Source organism: Pontibacter sp. FD36, from assembly GCF_015686655.1.
GTDB lineage: Bacteria > Bacteroidota > Bacteroidia > Cytophagales > Hymenobacteraceae > Pontibacter.
In genome coordinates this window covers 136,489-156,653 of the sequence record NZ_JADPMP010000002.1, presented here as the reverse complement: position 1 = coordinate 156,653, position 20,165 = coordinate 136,489, and the positions used below count along the sequence as shown (strand labels likewise).

Here is a 20,165-nt window from a genome sequence, read left to right as displayed (position 1 = left end):
ACTCCTGACACCACTCCGCCTTATACGGAACGGGCATCAGGAGTATTAAATTGTTTGATTATTGTTGCGCTTCAGCGCCCGGCTTTGGTAAAATAGCCTTACGGGAAAGCTTAAATTTACCTGTTTTCTTATCGACGTCGATGAGTTTCACTTTCACTTCTTCGCCGATCTCCAACACGCCGTCCATCGTTTCGAGGCGTTCGTGCTTGATCTCTGAAATGTGCAGCAAACCATCTTTGCCGGCCATGAACTCAACGAATGCACCGTAAGGCTGAATCGATTTCACTTTACCAATGTACACCTCTCCTATCTCAGGTTGCGCCACGATCGCTTTGACCTTGCTCACGGCACTGTTCATAGAATCCTGGTTGCTGGCGAAAATGTTTACATGGCCTTTCTCGTTCTTCTCCTCGATGATGATCGTAGCTCCAGTGTCTTTCTGGATCTGCTGGATCACTTTACCACCTGGTCCGATTACTGCACCAATGAACTCCTTGTCGATCACCATGTTGAATGAACGTGGCGTATGCGGCTTGTAGTCTGCAGCTGGAGCTGAGATTGTCTTGTTCATCTCACCGAGAATGTGCAGACGACCGTCTTTTGCCTGAGCCAAAGCCTGGCTTAGCACTTCATGTGACAAGCCCTGTACTTTGATGTCCATCTGGCAGGCCGTGATACCTTTGCTGGTACCAGCTACTTTGAAGTCCATATCACCAAGGTGGTCTTCATCACCCAGGATATCAGAAAGAACGGCAAAGTTACCAGTGCGCTCATCCGTGATCAGACCCATTGCTATACCTGATACGGCATCCTTTACAGGAACACCTGCATCCATCAGTGCCAGGGAGCCGGCACATACGGTAGCCATAGAAGAAGAACCGTTAGATTCCAGGATATCGGAAACGATACGGATTGTATATGGGTTCTCAGCGTCAGCTGGAAGTACTTTCTTAAGTGCACGCAGTGCCAGGTTACCGTGACCAATCTCACGACGTCCAGGGCCTCTGTTTGGCTTCACCTCACCAGTAGAAAAGGCAGGGAAGTTATAGTGCAACAGGAATTTGTTTGAACCTGATACCATGGCACTGTCGATCATCTGCTCATCCAGTTTGGTACCAAGTGTCACAGTTGTCAGCGACTGTGTTTCACCGCGGGTAAATACAGCAGAACCGTGTGTAGCTGGCAGATAGTTTACTTCTGACCAGATTTGACGAATCTCGTTCAGCTGACGACCATCCAGACGAACGCGGTCGTTCAGGATCATGTTGCGAACCGCTTCTTTCTCCACATCGTGGTAGTAAGTCTTGATCAGGCCAAGGTCAAACTCGTGCTCCTCACCCAGCGATTCGATAAATTCATTCAATACAGAAGCAAATCCTTCTTTACGTTCAGATTTGTTTGCACGGCCACGCTTTGCAACTTCGTAAGCTTTCTCGTAAGTGGCATCGTATACCTTCTGGCGCAACTCGTCGTTGTGCGTTTCGTGTGAGTACTCACGCTTCTGCAGTTTTCCAACCATTTCGGCCAGCTCCAGCTGTGCCTGGCACTGCACTTTGATCGCTTCGTGTGCAAAGGCAATTGCTTCGAGCATCTCTTCTTCAGACACTTCGTTCATTTCACCTTCCACCATGGCTACGCTGTCCATAGAAGCACCTACGATCATGTCAATGTCGGCGCGCTGCAGATCAGACGCCAGCGGGTTGATCACCAGCTGACCGTCGATACGGGCAACACGAACCTCAGAGATCGGGCCGTTGAAAGGGATATCAGAAACTGCCAGTGCGGCAGAGGCAGCCAAGGCAGCAAGCGCATCAGGCAGGATCTCTGTATCAGCAGAGATCATATGTATAGTCATTTGCGTTTCGGCATGGTAGTCACCCGGGAACATAGGGCGCAGAATGCGGTCTACCAGGCGCGAAATCAGAATTTCGTAGTCAGAAAGGCGAGCCTCTCTTTTCAGGAAGCCTCCAGGTATCTTGCCAGAAGAAGCGAATTTCTCCTGATAGTCTACAGATAGAGGCAAAAAGTCAACTCCTTCGCGGGCTTCTTTGTTAGAAACAACGGCTGCCAATAGCATGGTGTTACCCATCTTTACTACCACAGATCCGTCAGCCTGCTTGGCTAATTTACCAGTTTCGATTATGATCTCCCGGCCATCCGGAAGAATGATTGTTTTAGTGATCGCGTTTTGTGACATCTTCAATTATTGTTTTTAGCATCAAATAGAACAGGGCTACCGTTTGCAGCCGCTGCTGGGGTACTGGCAAAGAGGAAGGGGGAAATACAAAAGGGGGCAGAAAAAATTAGGGAATCCCTGTAAGAAATTCCCTAACTCAATATAAGCTTATTTACGGATACCAAGCTCGGCGATGATCGCTCTGTATCTTTCAATGTCATTTTTCTGCAGGTAGTTCAGAAGTCTTCTTCTCTTACCTACCAGCTTAAGAAGTCCAAGGCGAGTGCCGAAGTCTTTTCTATGAACTTTCAGGTGCTCTGTCAGATCAGCAATGCGCGTAGTGAACAGCGCGATCTGGCCTTCTGCAGAACCAGTGTCAGTCTTAGACTTGGTCAGGCTGTACTTCTCAAAAATTTCTTGTTTCGCTTCAGTAGTTAATTTCATTGCGTATAAAAAATATCAATCTGTTATATTCAGTGGATAGTTTCCCGTATAAGCCGCAAAGTTAAATAAAATATCTATATTAAAAAACTATTTGCGTCGAGTTATTTTAACGCAGGGCTATATTTTGCTGCGCTTTAGTCGGGTCATGAGTTTGCGCCAGAAGTCTACCTCCAGCAGGCTGGAGTCATTCTGTGCCTGATACAGGAAAAACATGCCGATTGGCAGCAGGATAGCGTTTGCTCCCCACATCCCCGCCTCTACAGAGACGAGCCCCTCTCTGGCCCATTTCTCCCCTAGTATGCCCAGCACATACATCACGATAAAAAACATGATCGAGATGATCACAGGTACTCCCAGACCACCTTTCTTAATGATAGCTCCTAATGGGGCTCCGATCAGGAACATGATCAGGATGGCAAATGACTGCGTATACTTGCGCCAGATCTCAATCTCATAGTTGTTAGCATCACGACTAAGTGTTGTCACCCGCTCTTTGTAGCTACCTGTAAAGCTTTTCACGTTACGGGCTTTATTTGCTGCTGCCAGCATCACATCAGCCGTAATCGGTGACAGATCTTTCCGCTCGTGTACCGAGTCAGGCAGTACCTTGGTCACCGGCAGTCCATTTTTCACCTGCCCTGTATCGGCTTTAAAGTACATATAGAACGGGTCCACATTTGGCGCGTACATCTGCCGCTCCCGTACCCCCGAGCGACGCAAGGAGTCCGTTACCGATGTCAGCTGCCCAATGTTCTTCATCATCTTGTTGTCAGAGAAGAGTTCTTCACGGGTACGCCCCAACTCAAAAGAAGCAAGGCTGAAGATGATTTTAGTGGCATCAAACTTCTCCCGCACGAACTGCTCAGACGAATTACGGAATCCACCGTTGTTCTGATCCACATAGGTATTCCCCCTGAAAAGCTCCAGAATCAGGTAATTGTCATCATGCTCGGTATACATCTGCCCCGAGTCGGCCAGTATAACGGTGGTATTGTTGCCCCCCTTCGAGTGATCATAGATCATGATGTCACGCAGTGAGCGGCCATCATTTAGCTTCTCGTTAATCTTGATGCTGTAGCCGGGCAATCCATTGTAAAAAGCGCCCTCTTTAAAGTTCATGGCAGGCTTTTTCTGTCTGATATCCCATAGCAGACTATAAGCCTTCAGGTTGGCTTTCGGAACCACGTAGTTGTTGAAGAAGAAGGCTCCAATAGAAAGCGAAACCACAAAAAAGGCAACCGGACGCAAAATACGCGGCAGCGCTATACCTGACGTTTTAATAGCTGTGAGCTCATGGTGCTCTCCCAGCGTACCAAACGTCATAAGCGCCGAAAGCAGCACCGCCAATGGCAGAGCCACAGGTGCCATATTGATGCTGAAATAAAACAGCAGTTCTGCAAAAACGTCGTACCCAAGGTCTTTGCCCACTAACTCATCGAGGTATTTGAGCATATACTGCGTAAGCAGGATAAACTCCACGATGGCAAACGTGAGCAAGAATGGTCCGGCAAATGATTTAAGTATTAGCTTATCTAGTTTCTTCATGTGGGCCAATTGGCATGCGGGCATCAAAAATCCCAGTTTTTTTCTTTAACACCGGACTTTCAAAAATCGTGCAAAGATAAGCCTTTGAAGCTAAGATGTGCTACCCTCCCACTATTTCACGAAGTTTCTGCAGCAAGTGCTCCCATAACTCTTCCAGCTCTTCTTCGTCATTTTCCTCTGAGTAGTCCACTACTTTCAGATACTGCTCCTGCGTCAGTTCACTTGTTTCGATTGAGAAGTCGATATAAGATGGATCGGAAGCGTGTGATTTGTCCTCGTTGAGAAACAAGAAGCGCACAGAGCGATTCGTGCGATGGTTTGTCATTTCAGCATAATGATTGCGACCATCCCAAAAGAAGTTGAACACTTTGTCTTCGTTTACCGAAACATCGTCAGAAAACCACTGGGCCAGACCACTTGGAGTGCTCAGGTATGGGTATAGCAAGCGGGCAGATGCATTTATTGGGTACTCATGCACAAATTTCGTCTTTGTAGCTTTCATTGTCTGGTATTGTAAGTGACTGAGTAAGTATAGTATTAATTTCTGATTTGCTAAATATACAGAAAATAAAATATTTTTTTGTGCATCAATTGTTGCTTTTTTAAAAAGTTACCCCTTATATTTGCACCACAATTCGGCGGGGTAGCTCAGATGGTTAGAGCGCAGGATTCATAACCCTGAGGTCGGCAGTTCGATTCTGCTCCCCGCTACAAAGCCCCAGACTATGTCTGGGGCTTTTTTTATGCCCTCTTGCTTATACTCCCCATCCCTCACGCCTTTTGCATAATCCGGCAATTGTGTTGACCTCTCAGAAGAGATTTCTTTTTCTTTTGGCACTGGCTTCTCTTTTTACTATCTTAAAATTTATGGGCTCCTGCAGTCGACCTGCCAGGAGTTTTTTGTGACTCTTTTTTTAACCTAATCCCTTAAAACAACCGATCATGAAAATGAAAAAGATTTTGTCAGGTGCTCTCGTTCTCTTCGCCCTTGGGTACGCTCAATCCGCATCAGCACAGCAGGCATATGAAGTAACTCAGCAGGAACAGCTTCAGCAGGACAGGTTCTCTGAAGAGGAACTCAAAAAGTTTTTGCAGGCAAACGCAAAGGTGACGGCTATCCAGAAGGAAGGTCAACAGAACATGCTCAATATTATTCAAGAAGCAGGTATGGATGTAGAGCAGTTCAATAAGTACGCACAGGCACAGCGTGAGCAGAAACTCGCAGAATCAGGTGCAAGCCCCGAGCAACTGGCCGCTTTTGACAAAGCTGCGCAGCAGATTGTAGAGATACAGCCTACTGTAAAGGAAAATGTAAAAAAGGCTCTTGAAGAAGAAGGCCTTACCGAAGACAAATACAGAGAGATCGTGACGGTCTACCAGCAGGACGAAGCCGTGAAGGCAAAAGTACACGAACTGATGGCGAAATAGAGCTGATACCAGCAGACGAAAGGCCCTTGCCAGAATTTGGCAGGGGCCTTTTTTATAACTTATCTATCTTTCTCAAACGACTTTAGCAGGACACGCGGCTGGATGTTGACTATCACCCACCCCCAATCGGCATAGGCAGCAGCACTGCCCGGCTTTATCGCTTCCATGGAGCTGCCCGCAAACAATGTACTGTACCCAATAAAAAACTGAATTTGATCAGAGTGCTTGTAGTGGACTACTGCATCCAGCTCTGATCCCAAATAACGATCGCTGGTGCCGGGAAGTGTCTCCGAAGCGCCCAGGTTTTTGGCCAGTGCAAAATAGTGGTAGTCCAATGAAAGGCTATACTTACCCTTTAGATTATAGCTGGTTTTAAAGTAGCTGTTATGCAATCCACCCTGTCGCGAGTCGGCCGGAACATTGATAAAGTAATCCATGAAGCCATAGAACTTATGGTTAGTCGCATACAGTGTGTTAAAGGAACGCACTTTGCTGTCGTGACCTGCCATACCGGACAGATAAGTGGTGCCGATGGTGAAGCGCAAATGCTGTAAGGTATAGGATGCTTCTGCCACCGCCAGGTAAGCTGAGATCCGCTTGCCACTGCCATGCTCGCCTGACTGTCTGTACAGGGCGCCATTGAACTGCGCACGTTCTTGCTGGTAGTTCAGGTCCAGTCCGTAGGTATGACGGAAGTAAACACCCCCTACTGTATCAGGTCGCTGAAAGCCGTCGCTAATGTGCATAGCGGACACCGTGAACTGGTCATTCAGCTGTTTCTGTGCCCATAGGAAGCCAAGCACTTTATAGTTGTTCATACTGTAATGGGTATCAAACAGCGCTTCTCTCTCCTGGTTAAAAGCACCACCTGCATCAAGGCTTATCCCCTGCCACCTTGCTTTGAGCAGCACCCCGTCATGACTTCGAGCCTGCTGTACCCAGTCCACATTGCCAAGCAGGCGATCGTTGTTGTAAACGAACTCCTGACGGCCTAGCCTGACTGCGAACTTATCTGACAAGGCAAATTCCCCCCAGGCCTCATGCATGGCCGTGGATGGTACGTCTTTCAGGTGTAGCTCATCGCCCCATACCCTGACATCTTGCAAACTAAACTTCATCTGCACCTTGTCTTGCTTGTAATCAAGTGTGAGCCGGGAGCGCTGGTTCACAAAGAAGGCTCCATTCTGACCATCAGGCAAGCTTTGGTAGCCATTGCGCCACTCAGCTCTTGGCCTGACCTGGGGTGTCAGGTATAGCTGAGCCCAGGCTGCTTGCAGGGGCAGCCAGATAAAAGCTGCTAACAGCAGCAGTTTTCGGGTAAAACTCTTTTCCATGTCCGCATCGATTTGGAAGGTGAGATAAACGGGTCAACGTACGCCAGGCTAGTACAACTGACCTGATCATATGTGTTTGACCGCTATGATGCGAAGTAGCGCAACTTCCTACCCATGCGCGATGACAGCAGTCATACGCAAAGATGACTTTAGTTAGTTTGCAGACAGGTATAAACGCAAAGAGGGCCTGACTTGCGCCAGGCCCTCTTTTGTAATATATCTAAAGTAAATTACTTTACTTTGTCAACGATGCTCTTGAAAGCTTCCGGATGGTTCATCGCCAGGTCAGCAAGTACTTTGCGGTTCAGGTCGATGTTCGCCTTTTTCAAAGCGCCCATTAGCTGAGAGTAAGACATGCCATGCTCACGTGCACCTGCGTTGATACGCTGGATCCAAAGGGCGCGGAAATCTCTCTTTTTCGCTTTTCTGTCACGGTAAGCATAAAGCAAACCTTTTTCAATTGCGTTTTTCGCAACTGTCCAGACATTCTTGCGACGGCCAAAGTAACCTTTGGCCATTTTCATCATTTTTTTTCTTCTGTGTCGCGCTGCGACAACGTTTACCGATCTAGGCATTTCTAAAAAGTTTTGGCGGCTGGTGATTAAATTTTAATCTTCAAAAGACCAGATACCGGGTTCGTACTAAATAATTAACCGTTCTAACTCCGGAGAATTAGATTTGAAGCATCAGCTTCACTCTGTCCATGTCAGCTGAGCTTACAAGGCCAGTGTGTGTCAAGTTACGCTTCTGCTTAGTCGTCTTCTTGGTCAGGATGTGGCTTTTGTAAGCGTGCTTACGCTTAATCTTGCCAGTACCTGTCAAAGAAAAACGCTTCTTTGCACCAGATTTTGTTTTAACTTTTGGCATGTGTATATAATTAATGAAACAAATTACTTTTTAGCAGGAGGTGCTACTTTCGGAGAAAGAATCAAAAACATTCTCTTTCCTTCCAGTTTAGGCAGTTGCTCCACCTTGGCAATGTCCTCAAGCGCTTGCGCGAACTTCAGCAAAAGGATCTCACCTCTTTCCTTGAACACGATCGTACGACCGACGAAATGAACATAGGACTTGATCTTGAAACCGCTTTCAAGGAAGGACTTGGCGTGCTTCAGCTTGAACTCAAAGTCGTGGTCATCTGTGTTAGGGCCGAAACGGATCTCCTTGATGACAACTTTCTGAGCCTTCGCTTTCATCTCACGGGTCTTCTTCTTCTGCTCGTACTTGAATTTCGAGTAGTCGATGATTCGGCATACCGGTGGATTAGCAGTTGGCGAAATCTCAACCAGGTCAAGATTCTGCTCATTCGCTATTTTCTGAGCATCTCTGGTCGAGAATACCCCCTGCTCTACATTGTCACCAACTAACCGGACCTCTCTGGCAGTTATTTTATCATTGACTTTGTATGGCTCTTCCACTTTTCCGCGTGGGATGTAGCGCTTGTTTGGCGTAGCTATAGTTTTACCTCCTTAAATTTAGTTTCTACAATCAGGGTGCGAATATCGCACTTTTTATATCAAGAAAAAAATATCTTTCTTTAATTGTTCAGCATCTCAGCAACTTTTGACTGAAAGCTAGAGATGAACTCCTCCACTGTCATCGTGCCTAGATCACCTTCTCCATGTTTGCGAACAGAGACTGCTCCGTTTTCCTGCTCTTTCTCTCCAACGATCAGCATATAAGGCACTTTGCTCACTTCTGCGTCACGGATCTTACGCCCGATCTTCTCATCGCGGTTGTCCACGAAGCCACGGATATCTTCCTGCTGCAGTCGGTCATATACCTGCTGTGCAAAGTCCTGGTACTTCTCTGAGATTGGCAGGATGGCAAACTGCTCCGGGCTCAGCCACAGCGGGAAGTTACCACCGCAGTGCTCGATCAGAACGGCTACGAAACGCTCCAGTGAACCAAAAGGCGCACGGTGGATCATCACAGGGCGATGTTTCTGGTTATCAGCACCAATGTATTCCAATTGGAAGCGTTCCGGTAACTGATAATCTACCTGAATAGTTCCAAGCTGCCACTTGCGGCCCAAGGCGTCGCGTACCATAAAGTCGAGCTTTGGTCCGTAAAACGCAGCCTCTCCCAGTTCGGTTACAGTGCGCAATCCTTTCTCCTCAGCAGCCTCTATGATCGCGCTCTCAGCCTTTTCCCAAGCCTCGTCGCCACCTATGTACTTCTGCTTGTTCTCGGGATCACGCAAGGATATCTGAGCAGTATAGTCTTCAAAACCAAGGGCATTGAACACGTACAGCACCAGGTCAATTACTTTTTTGAACTCATCCTTTACCTGGTCCGGACGGCAGAAGATATGGGCATCATCCTGCGTAAAGCCACGCACACGAGTTAAGCCGTGTAGCTCACCACTTTGCTCGTAGCGGTATACCGTACCGAACTCAGCCAGACGCACCGGCAACTCCTTATAGGAACGCGGACGTGTCTTGTAGATCTCGCAGTGGTGCGGACAGTTCATTGGCTTCAGGAAGAACTCCTCCCCTTCATTCGGCGTTTTGATCGGCTGGAACGAGTCAGCTCCATACTTCTCATAGTGACCGGAAGTGATGTACAGTTCCTTGCTGCCAATGTGTGGCGTTACTACTGGCTGGTAACCGGCTTTCACCTGTGCTTTGCGCATGAACTGCTCAAGGCGCTCACGCAGCAGCGTTCCTTTCGGCAACCATAATGGCAAGCCCATACCTACTTTCTCAGAGAAAGCGAATAGCTCCAGCTCCTTACCCAGCTTGCGGTGGTCACGTTTCTTGGCTTCTTCCAGGCGCTCCAGGTATTCGGTGAGCTCTTTCTGCTTCGGGAAAGTGACACCGTAAATACGAGTCAGCTGCTTGCTTTTCTCGTCGCCTCTCCAATAAGCACCGGCTACGTTCATCAGCTTGGCTGCCTTGATGAAGCCGGTGTTCGGAATATGCGGTCCACGGCAAAGGTCTACGAAATTGCCTTGGGTATAGAAGGTAATAGAACCGTCTTCCAGATCCTTGATCAGGTCCAGCTTGTACTGGTCACCTTTCTCAGTGAAATACTTTATGGCGTCGGCCTTTGATACTTCCTCACGCTTGTATTCATTTTTGGCGCGTGCCAGTTCCAGCATTTTCTGCTCTACTTTGGCGAAGTCATCCTGCGAGAAAGTTCTGCCCTCACCCAGGTCCACGTCATAGTAAAAGCCGTTCTCAACAGGAGGACCTATACCGAATTTTATACCTGGGTATAGCTCTTCCAGTGCTTCGGCCAACAAGTGGGCGGAAGAGTGCCAGAACGTATTTTTGCCCAGATCGTCGTTCCAGGTGAGCAGCTGCACATTGGCATCTTCTTCAATGGGGCGAGACAGATCCCAAACGGAATCGTTCACCTTTACGGCCAAAACATTGCGGGCAAGGCCCTCGCTAATGCTGCTGGCGATCTCGAGGCCTGTTACACCTTTCTGGTACTGGCGTACAGAGCCGTCTGGCAAAGTGATGTTGATCATGTTTTCTTCTTAGTATCGAGTTAAAAGCCCCGCTGCCTGACAGCCATACTGTCGAGCTGGGGTCTGGGTCTTTCCAATCTGTATCTCAACCTGGCAACGCTCTGCTGCGCATACGTATGCTTCGGCTCAATCGTCAGCATGCGTTCGTAAGTTCGCAGTGCTGCCAGGTTCTCTCCTAGTCGTTCCAGGCTACTTGCCCGCACAGACAGGTACTTGAGCACATTGCTATACCTTGGAGCACTCTCCAGGTGTTGCAAGGCCAGCTCGTAGGCTCCCATGCCATGCTGCAGCTGCGCCATCTGAAAATGGGCTGCCTGCATCGTGTCTGCTAAAGACAGTACCTTTTCAAAACTAGCCAGGGCGCTGTCCTTTCTTGCCGACTGCAACTGTAGTATTCCTTTGTAATGCCACAGTTGTGGATCCTCCGGTGACTGGCGCAATCCCTGTTGCGTATGCTTTCTGGCCTGTGCCAGGTCCTGCTGCGCCAGGTATAGCCCTGCCAATGATCGGTGCGTCTCCGCAAAGTCAGGCTTCAGCTCCAAGGCCTGCTGGTAATGCCTGATGGCAACAGCTGTATCACCGGTCACTTCCAGCACTCTACCCTTGAAGTAGATCGCATGCGGATCATCCGGTGACAACTCAAGCGCCTGTCGCGCAAAATGAGAAGCCTTTGCATACGCTCCTCTGTCAAGGTATAGCTCCGTTAAGAGCACGTAAAGTGATGAACTTTCATACGAGTTACGCTCCGCCTGTAACGCCAGCGGCAGGGCTTCTTCATGACGCCCCATCAGGTATAGCACCTGCGCTTTTACAAAAAAGTTAGCAGGCTCCTTCGACAGCTTAATCGCTTCGTTTACATCACTTAAGGCTCTGTCCAGTTCCCCCTGTCGCAGCAGCACCATAGCTCTGCGTGCGTACAAGCTGCCGTCGCGCTTTGATCGATCGATCGCTTCGCTCAGGCTTACCAGCTGTTTGGCCGGGTCCTCAACAGCCACAGCCTCCAGGTCTACCATCTGCTCCCGGGTACCTTCTTCTTTACCGCAACCGGAAAGAGTCAACATCCCCAACACTACCCAACTTAAGACCCAACGAGACATCATGTGCTGTCTTTTCTTACAAGCTTGAATGGCGCTAAATTATAGATAATTTGCCTAAATACCGACAATTCGCCTGCCATATAGTTTTCAAGCAACGCAAAGGGCCTGCCACCATCCGGAAGCAGGCCCTTTGCGTTGCAGTTCTATCAAGTTACTTCTGATACTCTTGCAGCATAATTTTACAGCGCCTGCTCAACTCCAGCTCCTCCTTCGTTTGCAAGTCAAGGTTCTGGGCCATGGCACGCTGTAGCGTATAGACACAAGCATCTTTGTTTTTCATTTCCTGATAAATGTTGGCCAGATCAAAGTAATAGCGCAGGTTATTCGGGTTGTGCAGGATGGCCATCTCCATAGCGTAAATAGCATCCTTGTTGGTAGCAGGTTTATCTGCCATACCGCCCAGCATCACTTTGTAAGCTGTGATCTCGGCAAAATTGAGGTTCGCCATTTTGAAATACCAGCGTCCCAGCAAGTGCCAGGCATCTGCATGCCTGAAATCTGCCGCCAGGGCTCCATCCAGATAGGGCTTTAACTGGCTGAAAGTCGCCAGTCGCTGCTTCGGTCCTGAGATTGTTGCCAATGAGGCCAGCGAAAGTGCCATGGCATAATTTGATCGGGCATCGGTGGAATCCATCTGATAGGCGCGCTGGGCATAAGACTTTGCAGTGCTAAAGTGATTCAGCTTGCGGCTGTCATCTGTAAAACGATGACCCATCAAATTATGTAGCACACTGGCCTGACACAGTGCTTCATAATTTAACTCATCAGCAGCTAAGATCTGCTCATATACCGCCAGTGCTTCTGTTTCCTTGTACTGCTCTTTCAGCTCGTAGGCCTTCTTTAAAAGCACATCATGCCCGGAATCTCCCAGTACCTCCAGAGGAGTTATCAGGAAACCGAGCATGATGAACAAAATGGGTATGACTTTGAAAAGTATTCGCATAATCTGTAATAAGCAACCTAATATATTGCTTTAAAACGACTTATGCAAAAAAGGATTTAATTTAGAACAAATCCAGCTGTTTCTTTTTCTTCAAAGCCTCTCTTGCACTGCCGTCTTCTGTAAGTTCTTCTACGGTTTCGAGCGCATCAAGTTGAGCCCCACTCACTTTGGCTGCCTCCTCTGCTAACTCCTTCAGTTCGGAAGGCAGTGTTACGGGCTCACGCTTGGTGGTAACTTTCTTAGTTTTAGGCTTTTCTTCCTGCTCCACTTCCTCTTGTTTCGGCACTTTCACATCGAAGATTTTGAAGTAGCTCAGCTTGTTGCCCATGGCCTTCCAACCCTTCACATCAATGAATTCACTCAGCAGCAGTTTCTCCGTTTCCTTCTCGCCTCGGAGCGAACGTTTGAAGCTAATAGTGGCCATCGGAAGTGAATGTGTAGATACAGCCTCAAGCCTGGAGTTTTTGGTTTCAGGTATAAAGCTGAACTTCTTACCTACTGTGGAAGTCTCGATCTTGAATCGCTTCACATAGTATATTTTGTTTTCGCCTTCGTAATAGATAGCGGATACAACCAACTCCGGATCAAACTTCTGCAGCACCTTGATTTTCTCGACAGTATAGTGATTGGCCAGATCAAAGGTGGTCTGCTCGTAAGTACCGTCTTCGTAAACCACCAGGATAGTATCATCGGTATTAAACGAACCCAGGTAACGGCCGCGGCTTTCAGTGTTCAGACGACCAATTACTTCGTCGTAGAAGATTTCGCGTCCACCCAAGGTAGACTCGCCCAGGCTCTTCTGCACCACCTTCTTAACCGGGTACTTCGTCACGATATTACCGTTTGATCCTTTGCCTTTTATCATCAGTTCAGCAAAGTCATAGTCGAACTGTTTGATGCGGGCAGAGGCTTGTGGAGCAAGTGTAATATTCACTACCTCCGACTCTGAATTCGGGTTAGCGGTCAGGTAATGCACCTTAGAACCTTTGTTGCCTTTAGTAAGGTCGTATTCCTTATCACGTGTAATCGACTTCACAGAGAAGCGCTTCGCGAAGGACACGCCTGTCTTACCATCCACATAGATCATGTTGTAGACCATGTGCTCATCGTTCTTGTTATAAACACCAGCCATGATGATGTCTTTGCCCACGAACGTCTTCTCAGCTACTTTGGTCACCGTAAACTTGCCATCCTTACGGAACACGATGATGTCATCCATGTCAGAGCAGTCGCACACAAACTCATCTTTGCGAAGGCCGGTACCGATAAAGCCATCTTTGGCGTTCATGTAAAGCTTCTGGTTAGCGATCGCAACTTTCTGTGCAGTAATCACATCGAAGGTCTTCACCTGCGTCTTGCGATCACGTCCTTGTCCGTATTTCTTCAGCAATCCTTCGAAGTAAGCAATTGCGTAACGAATCAGGTTGGCGAGGTTATCATCCACCTCAGCCATCTCCTCTTCCAGCTTCTTGATGTACTCGTCGGCTTTGAAAGAGTCGAACTTGGAGATACGCTTGATCTTGATTTCCGTCAGGCGAATGATATCGTCTTGTGTAACTTCACGGCGCAATAGTTTCTTGAATGGGTTCAAGCCCTTATCGATCGCTTCGAGTACAGCTTCCCAGGTCTCGCATTCCTCGATGTCACGGTAAATGCGATTTTCGATGAAGATCTTCTCCAGCGATGAATAATGCCACCTGTCTTCCAACTCACCTTTGCGGATCTCGAGCTCACGCTTAAGTAGGTCCACTGTCTTGAACGTAGAAATGCGCAGCAACTCGTCCACACTCAGGAAGTGGGGCTTGTCGTCGATAATCACGCAGGTATTCGGCGAGATAGACACTTCGCAGTCCGTGAAGGCATACAGCGCATCCATGGTCAGGTCAGGTGATACGCCCGGCGGCAGCTGTACCTGTATCTCTACATCAGCAGCCGTATTGTCAATCACCTTCTTGATCTTGATCTTGTTGTTCTCGCTCGCCTTCACGATCGACTCCATCAGACCCGTGGTCGTGATACCGTAAGGCACGTCACGGATGATCAGCATCGTCTTGTCCACCTTCTCAATCGTGGCACGCACCCGGATCTTACCGCCGCGCATACCATTGTTGTAGTTGGTGACGTCTACCATACCCCCGTTCGGGAAATCAGGCAGCAGTGTGGTCTTGCGACCTTTGAGTACATCAATAGACCCTTTGATCAGCTCCTTGAAGTTGTGCGGCATGATTTTGGTCGAAAGACCAACGGCTATACCTTCCACGCCCTGCGCAAGCAGCAGCGGGAATTTTACCGGAAGCGTTACCGGCTCATTTTTACGGCCGTCATAGCTCAGCTGCCAGAGTGTCGTTTGCGGGTTGAAAACCACATCGAGCGCAAACTTAGACAGACGGGCTTCAATGTAACGAGGCGCAGCGGCACTGTCACCGGTACGCACATCACCCCAGTTACCCTGCGTCTCGATCAGAAGATCCTTCTGACCCAGGTTCACCATGGCATCGCCAATCGAGGCATCACCGTGCGGGTGGTACTGCATGGTCTGACCGATCACGTTGGCCACTTTGTTAAAGCGACCATCGTCCATCTCCTTCATCGCGTGCAGGATACGGCGCTGCACAGGCTTCAGACCGTCCTCGATGGCAGGAACGGCACGCTCTAAAATTACATAAGAAGCATAGTCGAGGAACCAGTTTTCGTACAGACCGGACACCGGCGTCACATTATGGATCACTTCTTCATCACCGTCTGTAAATGCAACCTCTAGCTCTTCTTCTCTTTCTATACCTTCGTTGTTCAGTTCGTCGTTATGCATATACTTCCTCAACTATGTCTTTCTCAATCTTCAGGTTCTCAATAATAAATGACTGACGTTCCGGCGTGTTTTTGCCCATGTAATAGCTCAGCATTTTCTGTATGGTCGTATCCTTCTGCAGGAACACCGGTTTCAGCTTGATGTTATCGCCGATAAACTTGCCAAACTCGTCTGGCGAGATCTCACCAAGACCCTTAAATCGGGTGATCTCAGGACGTTTGCCCAGTTTCTCGATCGCAGCCTGTTTTTCGGTTTCGTTGTAACAGTAGATCGTTTCTTTCTTATTGCGCACCCGGAACAGCGGCGTTTCCAGAATGTACACGTGGCCGTTTTTCACTAGATCCGGGAAGAACTGCAGGAAGAAGGTGAGCAGCAGCAGTCGGATGTGCATACCATCCACGTCGGCATCCGTTGCGATTACCACACGGTTGTAGCGCAAGCCTTCCAGCCCTTCTTCAATGTTAAGGGCATGTTGCAACAGGTTAAACTCCTCGTTTTCGTATACCACCTTTTTCTTCAGGCCAAAGCAGTTCAGGGGTTTACCTCTCAAACTGAATACCGCCTCTGTATCCACGTTGCGGGATTTCGTAATGGAACCACTTGCCGAGTCACCCTCCGTGATGAACAGCGTGGATAGCAGTGAGTTTTCGTGCTTGTCCTCGTTGAAGTGTAGGCGGCAGTCGCGTAGCTTGCGGTTGTGCAGGTTGGCTTTCTTGGCGCGCTGGTTGGCCAGTTTCTTCACGCCCGCCATGTCCTTGCGCTCCCGCTCACTTTGCTCAATGCGCTTTTTCAGCGCTTCAGCCGTCGTCGGGTTCTTGTGTAGGTAGTTGTCGAGCGCCTCTTTTACAAACTCGTTAATGTAAGCACGTACAGCCGGACCATCAGGCCCCATTTCAATGGAACCCAACTTGGTTTTGGTCTGCGATTCAAAAACTGGTTCCTGCACACGCAGCGAGATAGCTCCTACAATCGAGCCACGGATATCAGCCGCGTCGTAGTCTTTCTTATAGAAGTCACGCACCGTTTTCACGATCGCCTCACGGAAAGCCGCCAGGTGCGTACCGCCCATGGTCGTGTACTGACCGTTCACAAAAGAGTAGTACTCCTCACCATAGTCGTTACCATGTGTTAGGGCCAGCTCGATGTCATTGCCTTTCAGGTGAATGATCGGGTAACGCATGCTCTCCTCGTCGGCTTTGTTGCGGAGCAAATCCAGCAGGCCGTTCTCAGAGTAGAATTTCTTGCCGTTGAAGTTGATCGTCAGACCAGCGTTCAGGTATACATAGTTCCAGATCTGGTTTTCCAGATAGTCCGGGTTGAACTGGTAGTTCTTGAAAATGGTATCGTCTGGTGTAAACACCGTGAGCGTACCGTTGCGCTGCGAAGTAGCTTCCAACGGAAGATCGTTTGTTAAAACGCCACGCTCAAACTCAGCGGCTTTCACCTGCCCGTCGCGCACGGACTGAATTCGGAAATGGCTTGAAAGGGCGTTTACTGCCTTCGTACCCACACCGTTCAGACCAACCGACTTCTGGAAAGCCTTGCTGTCGTACTTACCACCGGTGTTGATTTTGCTCACACAGTCAATAACCTTGCCCAGCGGAATACCGCGGCCATAGTCGCGCACCTGCACCTTGTGGTCTGATATCTTGATGTCGATGGTCTTGCCGAAACCCATCACGTGTTCGTCGATGGAGTTGTCGATCACCTCTTTCACCAAAATGTAAATACCATCATCGGCCGAAGAACCGTCTCCCAGTTTGCCGATGTACATACCGGGGCGTAGCCTGATGTGTTCGCGGGGCTCCAGCGAGCGAATGCTGTCTTCGTTGTAATTATGCTCTAACTCTGCCATTCTGTAAGCGTAAGTGTATTTGATTTAGTGGAATCACTCGGAAATATAGAAAAATAAAAGAAATCAGACGCTACAAATAGTTCCGGCGCCCGATCGATTCATCTTTCAAAAGAAGATATTGCTAATATTTTTAGTCAGCAAATATAGCCAATATTATCGGATCTGTCAACTAATCTATACAACCATTACACGATGCTTACAGTTCACAAAATAAGAAGAAATCACCAGGTTTTATTTGGCTAATTTTATTAGCATAAAAATATTTAGATTTAACTATACTTGAGCACAACATTTGCTTAATTGCATGTGACTAAACGGCCAGTATTCTCTTACACAAACACACCCTATGGAAATTAAATTACCCCAGTACGTCAAGTACGTGATGATCTTACTGGGATTCTTTCTGGCGATCTGGGTTTTGCAGACTTTCAAGGCAATCCTTATGCCGCTGGTATTTGCACTTCTGTTTGCCCTGCTCCTGCTGCCCCTCACCCGTGACCTCGAAAAGTTTCGTATCCCAAGGGCGCTGGCTATTCTCTGTAGCATTGTGATGGTGGTGATCGTACTCGGACTTGTGGTTTGGTTTCTTTCCATGCAGGTAATGAGTCTGACGTCAGAACTGGACACGATCGGCAAAAACTTTGACGCCCTGCTGATGAAAGTGCAGGACTACCTCTATCATAATTTTGGCATACAGCCGGCCAACAAAAGTGAACTGTTCCGCAATATGGTAGGCGGACTGCGGGAGATGTCTACTACTTTTGTTGGCAGCACCATCTCACTGACCACAGGAGCGCTCACCGTCATCACCATCGTACCAATTTTCGTATTCTGTTTTCTTTACTACCGCAACCACCTCGAGCAGTTCATGTACAAGTTTGTTTCCAAGGAACGCCGTGGTAGTTTGAACCACACCATCGACAACATACAGGTAGTCGCACAGAGCTATATTTCAGGTCTGATGATCGTGATTGTGATCGTGGCCTTGCTCAACTCAGCAGGCTTGCTCTTGCTGGGGGTGAAGTATGCGATCTTCTTCGGCGTGTTTGCCTCTATCCTGACCATCATACCTTACATTGGTATCCTGATCGGGGCCATGCTCCCGGCGCTCTTCACACTAGCCACTACGGGTCGCCTGATTGACGCGGTACTGGTGGTGTTGGTATTCATGTTTGTGCAGTTTCTGGAAGGCAACTTCATTACACCCTATGTCGTTGGTTCAAAGGTGAGTATCAACCCTTTTGCCGCCATTATTGCCTTACTCATTGGCGGTGAGATCTGGGGAGCGGCGGGTATGATCATCTCCATACCGATGATCGCCATTCTGAAAGTGCTTTTCGACGCCTATGAACCACTGCGTCCTTTTGGTTTTTTGCTGGCTGATATAGATGAGGTGAAGGAAAAGAAGTCAGGGCGGTTCCGGAAGATGTTCGACAAGTTGCGGGAGAAGGCGAAAAGAGAGCGCTACGAGGATGATCAGGAGGCTGAGCAATAGAGGGCCTTTGCTAAATCTATTTGCACAAGGTATGGCATAAGCGTGATTTGAAACGTATTGCTAAGAATATTGGTTTACAGGATAACCCTCTGGAACAGACCAGAGGCTGCTTCAAAAAGCCATAAAAAAGAATCAGCTTGTACGCCATCATCGACATTGAGACGACGGGTAGCCAACCCACGCAGGACAGGATCACAGAGATTGCCATTTTCATACATGATGGCAAAGAGATCGTTGACAAGTATAGCACCCTGATCAATCCGCAGCGGCCTATACCTTACTATATCTCCCAACTCACCGGCATTACTGACGACATGGTGCAGGACGCACCGAAGTTCTACGAGGTGGCCAAGGAGATCGTGCAGTTCACAGAGGGAATGGTATTCGTAGCCCACAACGTGCGCTTCGACTACTCCTTTATCAAGAAAGAGTTTGCCGACTTGGGCTTTACCTTCCAGCGAAAAACCCTTTGTACCGTACGCCTGAGCCGTTCGCTTATACCTGGCTTGCCGTCTTACTCTTTGGGTAAGCTTTGCAAGAGTATTGACATTCCGCTACAAATGCGCCACCGCGCCATTGGCGACGCAGAGGCGACGGCCAAGCTGTTCGACAAACTGATCAAAATCAATCGTCCGGTTATCGACGGGACGCACCATGTGGCGGACCCGGCCGAGCAGTTGAAGAATGAAATTAAGGCTTCCCTCCTTCCTCCGGCTATCAGCAAAGAACAGGTAGACGCCTTGCCGACAGTCCCGGGGGTATACTACTTCTACAACGAAGCGGGTGAAGTCATCTATGTGGGCAAGAGTATCAACATTAAGAAGCGCATTATCCAGCACTTCAACATCGACTACAAGAGCCGCAAATCCATTGAATTCAAAAACCAGATAGCCGACATCACTTACGAACTGATGGGCAACGAACTGGTGGCGTTGTTGTTTGAGTCGGCGGAGATCAAGCGCATGAAGCCGCACTACAACCGTCAGCAAAGGCGCAGCGTTTTCAATACCGGCATCTTCACCTACGAAGACGACAAAGGCTATAAGCGTCTGACCTTTGGCAGCATTAACAAAGCCGATGACGTGAACATGACCCCGATCATTGCGCTTTCAAATCAGTTCAAGGCGAAAGGTTTCCTCTTCCATAAAGTATCCAAGTATAACCTGTGTCAGAAGCTGTGCGACCTGTACAAAACGCCGGGTGCTTGTTTCGATTACCAGGTACACATCTGCAAAGGCGCCTGTATTGGTGCAGAGACACCAGAGGAGTACAATGCCCGTGTGGATGCCGCTATTGAGTCTTTCACTTACGAGCACAACAGCTTTGTAATTGTGGGGAAAGGCCGCGAACTGGGCGAGAAGTCTATTGTAGTAGTGGAGCATGGCACCTACCTGGGCTTTGGCTTCGTGGATGAGTATTTCTCAGCCAACTCATTGGAAGACTTTAAATCAGAAATCCAGCGCTACAACGACAACAAGGACATACAGCAGATCATACGCGGCCATATGCGCGGCAAGAATAAAGACAAAGTACTTGTGTTTGATTAAGGCTTTGGCCAGGTATA

General features: G+C 48.4%; 16 protein-coding genes and 1 tRNA gene. 4 read left to right on the top strand and 13 right to left on the bottom strand.

The genetic code is table 11. The features are described from left to right. Positions 1-58: 58 nt before the first annotated feature. From I0P70_RS03110 to I0P70_RS03095, 4 genes are all read right to left on the bottom strand, one after another. Complete coding sequence (locus I0P70_RS03110) at positions 59-2,197, bottom strand: polyribonucleotide nucleotidyltransferase (RefSeq protein WP_196114735.1); 2,139 nt, start codon at positions 2,195-2,197, stop codon at positions 59-61. Between the two features lie 147 nt (positions 2,198-2,344). Continuing rightward, entirely contained in the window at positions 2,345-2,620 is a 276-nt protein-coding gene (gene rpsO / locus I0P70_RS03105) for a 30S ribosomal protein S15 (protein WP_007656434.1), read from the bottom strand. A gap of 117 nt (positions 2,621-2,737) precedes the next feature. Further along, positions 2,738-4,165 (bottom strand): LptF/LptG family permease, encoded by a 1,428-nt coding sequence (locus tag I0P70_RS03100; protein ID WP_196114734.1) that lies wholly within the window; start codon positions 4,163-4,165, stop codon positions 2,738-2,740. A 100-nt stretch (positions 4,166-4,265) separates the two neighbouring features. Then, positions 4,266-4,667, bottom strand: coding sequence for an START-like domain-containing protein (locus I0P70_RS03095; RefSeq protein ID WP_196114733.1), 402 nt, complete (start codon positions 4,665-4,667; stop codon positions 4,266-4,268). Positions 4,668-4,802: 135 nt separating this feature from the next. On the opposite strand from I0P70_RS03095, the gene I0P70_RS03090 reads away from it, so the two are divergent. Further along, positions 4,803-4,876: transfer RNA gene (locus I0P70_RS03090), tRNA-Met, on the top strand. Between the two features lie 231 nt (positions 4,877-5,107). After that, positions 5,108-5,593, top strand: coding sequence for a DUF4168 domain-containing protein (locus I0P70_RS03085; protein ID WP_196114732.1), 486 nt, complete (start codon positions 5,108-5,110; stop codon positions 5,591-5,593). Positions 5,594-5,652: 59 nt separating this feature from the next. Here the strand turns inward: I0P70_RS03085 and I0P70_RS03080 are convergent, their stop codons facing one another. The 9 genes from I0P70_RS03080 to I0P70_RS03040 form a co-directional block, all read right to left on the bottom strand. Beyond that, positions 5,653-6,927, bottom strand: coding sequence for an alginate export family protein (locus I0P70_RS03080; protein WP_196114731.1), 1,275 nt, complete (start codon positions 6,925-6,927; stop codon positions 5,653-5,655). Positions 6,928-7,157: 230 nt separating this feature from the next. Next, a complete protein-coding gene (rplT, locus tag I0P70_RS03075; RefSeq protein WP_007656428.1) occupies positions 7,158-7,502 on the bottom strand; it encodes a 50S ribosomal protein L20 in 345 nt (114 codons plus the stop codon). A gap of 97 nt (positions 7,503-7,599) precedes the next feature. Then, entirely contained in the window at positions 7,600-7,794 is a 195-nt protein-coding gene (gene rpmI / locus I0P70_RS03070; RefSeq protein WP_007656420.1) for a 50S ribosomal protein L35, read from the bottom strand. Between the two features lie 23 nt (positions 7,795-7,817). Beyond that, positions 7,818-8,342, bottom strand: a complete 525-nt coding sequence (gene infC / locus I0P70_RS03065) for a translation initiation factor IF-3 (protein ID WP_007656418.1) — start codon at positions 8,340-8,342, stop codon at positions 7,818-7,820. 119 nt (positions 8,343-8,461) lie between these two features. Continuing rightward, complete coding sequence (thrS, locus tag I0P70_RS03060; protein ID WP_196114730.1) at positions 8,462-10,402, bottom strand: threonine--tRNA ligase; 1,941 nt, start codon at positions 10,400-10,402, stop codon at positions 8,462-8,464. A 20-nt stretch (positions 10,403-10,422) separates the two neighbouring features. Beyond that, positions 10,423-11,502, bottom strand: coding sequence for a tetratricopeptide repeat protein (locus I0P70_RS03055; RefSeq protein ID WP_196114729.1), 1,080 nt, complete (start codon positions 11,500-11,502; stop codon positions 10,423-10,425). Positions 11,503-11,650: 148 nt separating this feature from the next. Further along, positions 11,651-12,442 carry a hypothetical protein gene (locus I0P70_RS03050; protein ID WP_196114728.1) on the bottom strand — a complete coding sequence of 264 codons (792 nt, stop codon included), beginning with the start codon at positions 12,440-12,442 and terminating at the stop codon, positions 11,651-11,653. Between the two features lie 61 nt (positions 12,443-12,503). Beyond that, on the bottom strand, positions 12,504-15,251 hold the full coding sequence (locus tag I0P70_RS03045; protein ID WP_196114727.1) for a DNA gyrase/topoisomerase IV subunit A: 2,748 nt from the start codon (positions 15,249-15,251) through the stop codon (positions 12,504-12,506). Continuing rightward, positions 15,244-17,106: a DNA topoisomerase IV subunit B gene (locus tag I0P70_RS03040; protein ID WP_196114726.1), complete on the bottom strand. Its 1,863-nt coding sequence runs from the start codon at positions 17,104-17,106 to the stop codon at positions 15,244-15,246. The genes I0P70_RS03045 and I0P70_RS03040 overlap by 8 nt, the downstream gene beginning before the upstream one ends. A gap of 346 nt (positions 17,107-17,452) precedes the next feature. On the opposite strand from I0P70_RS03040, the gene I0P70_RS03035 reads away from it, so the two are divergent. After that, positions 17,453-18,601, top strand: a complete 1,149-nt coding sequence (locus I0P70_RS03035) for an AI-2E family transporter (protein WP_196114725.1) — start codon at positions 17,453-17,455, stop codon at positions 18,599-18,601. Between the two features lie 137 nt (positions 18,602-18,738). Then, positions 18,739-20,148 (top strand): exonuclease domain-containing protein, encoded by a 1,410-nt coding sequence (locus tag I0P70_RS03030; RefSeq protein WP_196114724.1) that lies wholly within the window; start codon positions 18,739-18,741, stop codon positions 20,146-20,148. Positions 20,149-20,165: the final 17 nt, after the last annotated feature.

Bases quoted from the DNA above. Each gene is read 5' to 3' on its own strand.
- I0P70_RS03110 (WP_196114735.1), bottom strand. From the start codon at position 2,197: ATGTCACAAAACGCGATCACTAAAACAATCATTCTTCCGGATGGCCGG.
- rpsO (WP_007656434.1), bottom strand. From the start codon at position 2,620: ATGAAATTAACTACTGAAGCGAAACAAGAAATTTTTGAGAAGTACAGC.
- I0P70_RS03100 (WP_196114734.1), bottom strand. From the start codon at position 4,165: ATGAAGAAACTAGATAAGCTAATACTTAAATCATTTGCCGGACCATTC.
- I0P70_RS03095 (WP_196114733.1), bottom strand. From the start codon at position 4,667: ATGAAAGCTACAAAGACGAAATTTGTGCATGAGTACCCAATAAATGCA.
- I0P70_RS03085 (WP_196114732.1), top strand. From the start codon at position 5,108: ATGAAAATGAAAAAGATTTTGTCAGGTGCTCTCGTTCTCTTCGCCCTT.
- I0P70_RS03080 (WP_196114731.1), bottom strand. From the start codon at position 6,927: ATGGAAAAGAGTTTTACCCGAAAACTGCTGCTGTTAGCAGCTTTTATC.
- rplT (WP_007656428.1), bottom strand. From the start codon at position 7,502: ATGCCTAGATCGGTAAACGTTGTCGCAGCGCGACACAGAAGAAAAAAA.
- rpmI (WP_007656420.1), bottom strand. From the start codon at position 7,794: ATGCCAAAAGTTAAAACAAAATCTGGTGCAAAGAAGCGTTTTTCTTTG.
- thrS (WP_196114730.1), bottom strand. From the start codon at position 10,402: ATGATCAACATCACTTTGCCAGACGGCTCTGTACGCCAGTACCAGAAA.
- I0P70_RS03055 (WP_196114729.1), bottom strand. From the start codon at position 11,502: ATGATGTCTCGTTGGGTCTTAAGTTGGGTAGTGTTGGGGATGTTGACT.
- I0P70_RS03050 (WP_196114728.1), bottom strand. From the start codon at position 12,442: ATGCGAATACTTTTCAAAGTCATACCCATTTTGTTCATCATGCTCGGT.
- I0P70_RS03045 (WP_196114727.1), bottom strand. From the start codon at position 15,251: ATGCATAACGACGAACTGAACAACGAAGGTATAGAAAGAGAAGAAGAG.
- I0P70_RS03040 (WP_196114726.1), bottom strand. From the start codon at position 17,106: ATGGCAGAGTTAGAGCATAATTACAACGAAGACAGCATTCGCTCGCTG.
- I0P70_RS03035 (WP_196114725.1), top strand. From the start codon at position 17,453: ATGGAAATTAAATTACCCCAGTACGTCAAGTACGTGATGATCTTACTG.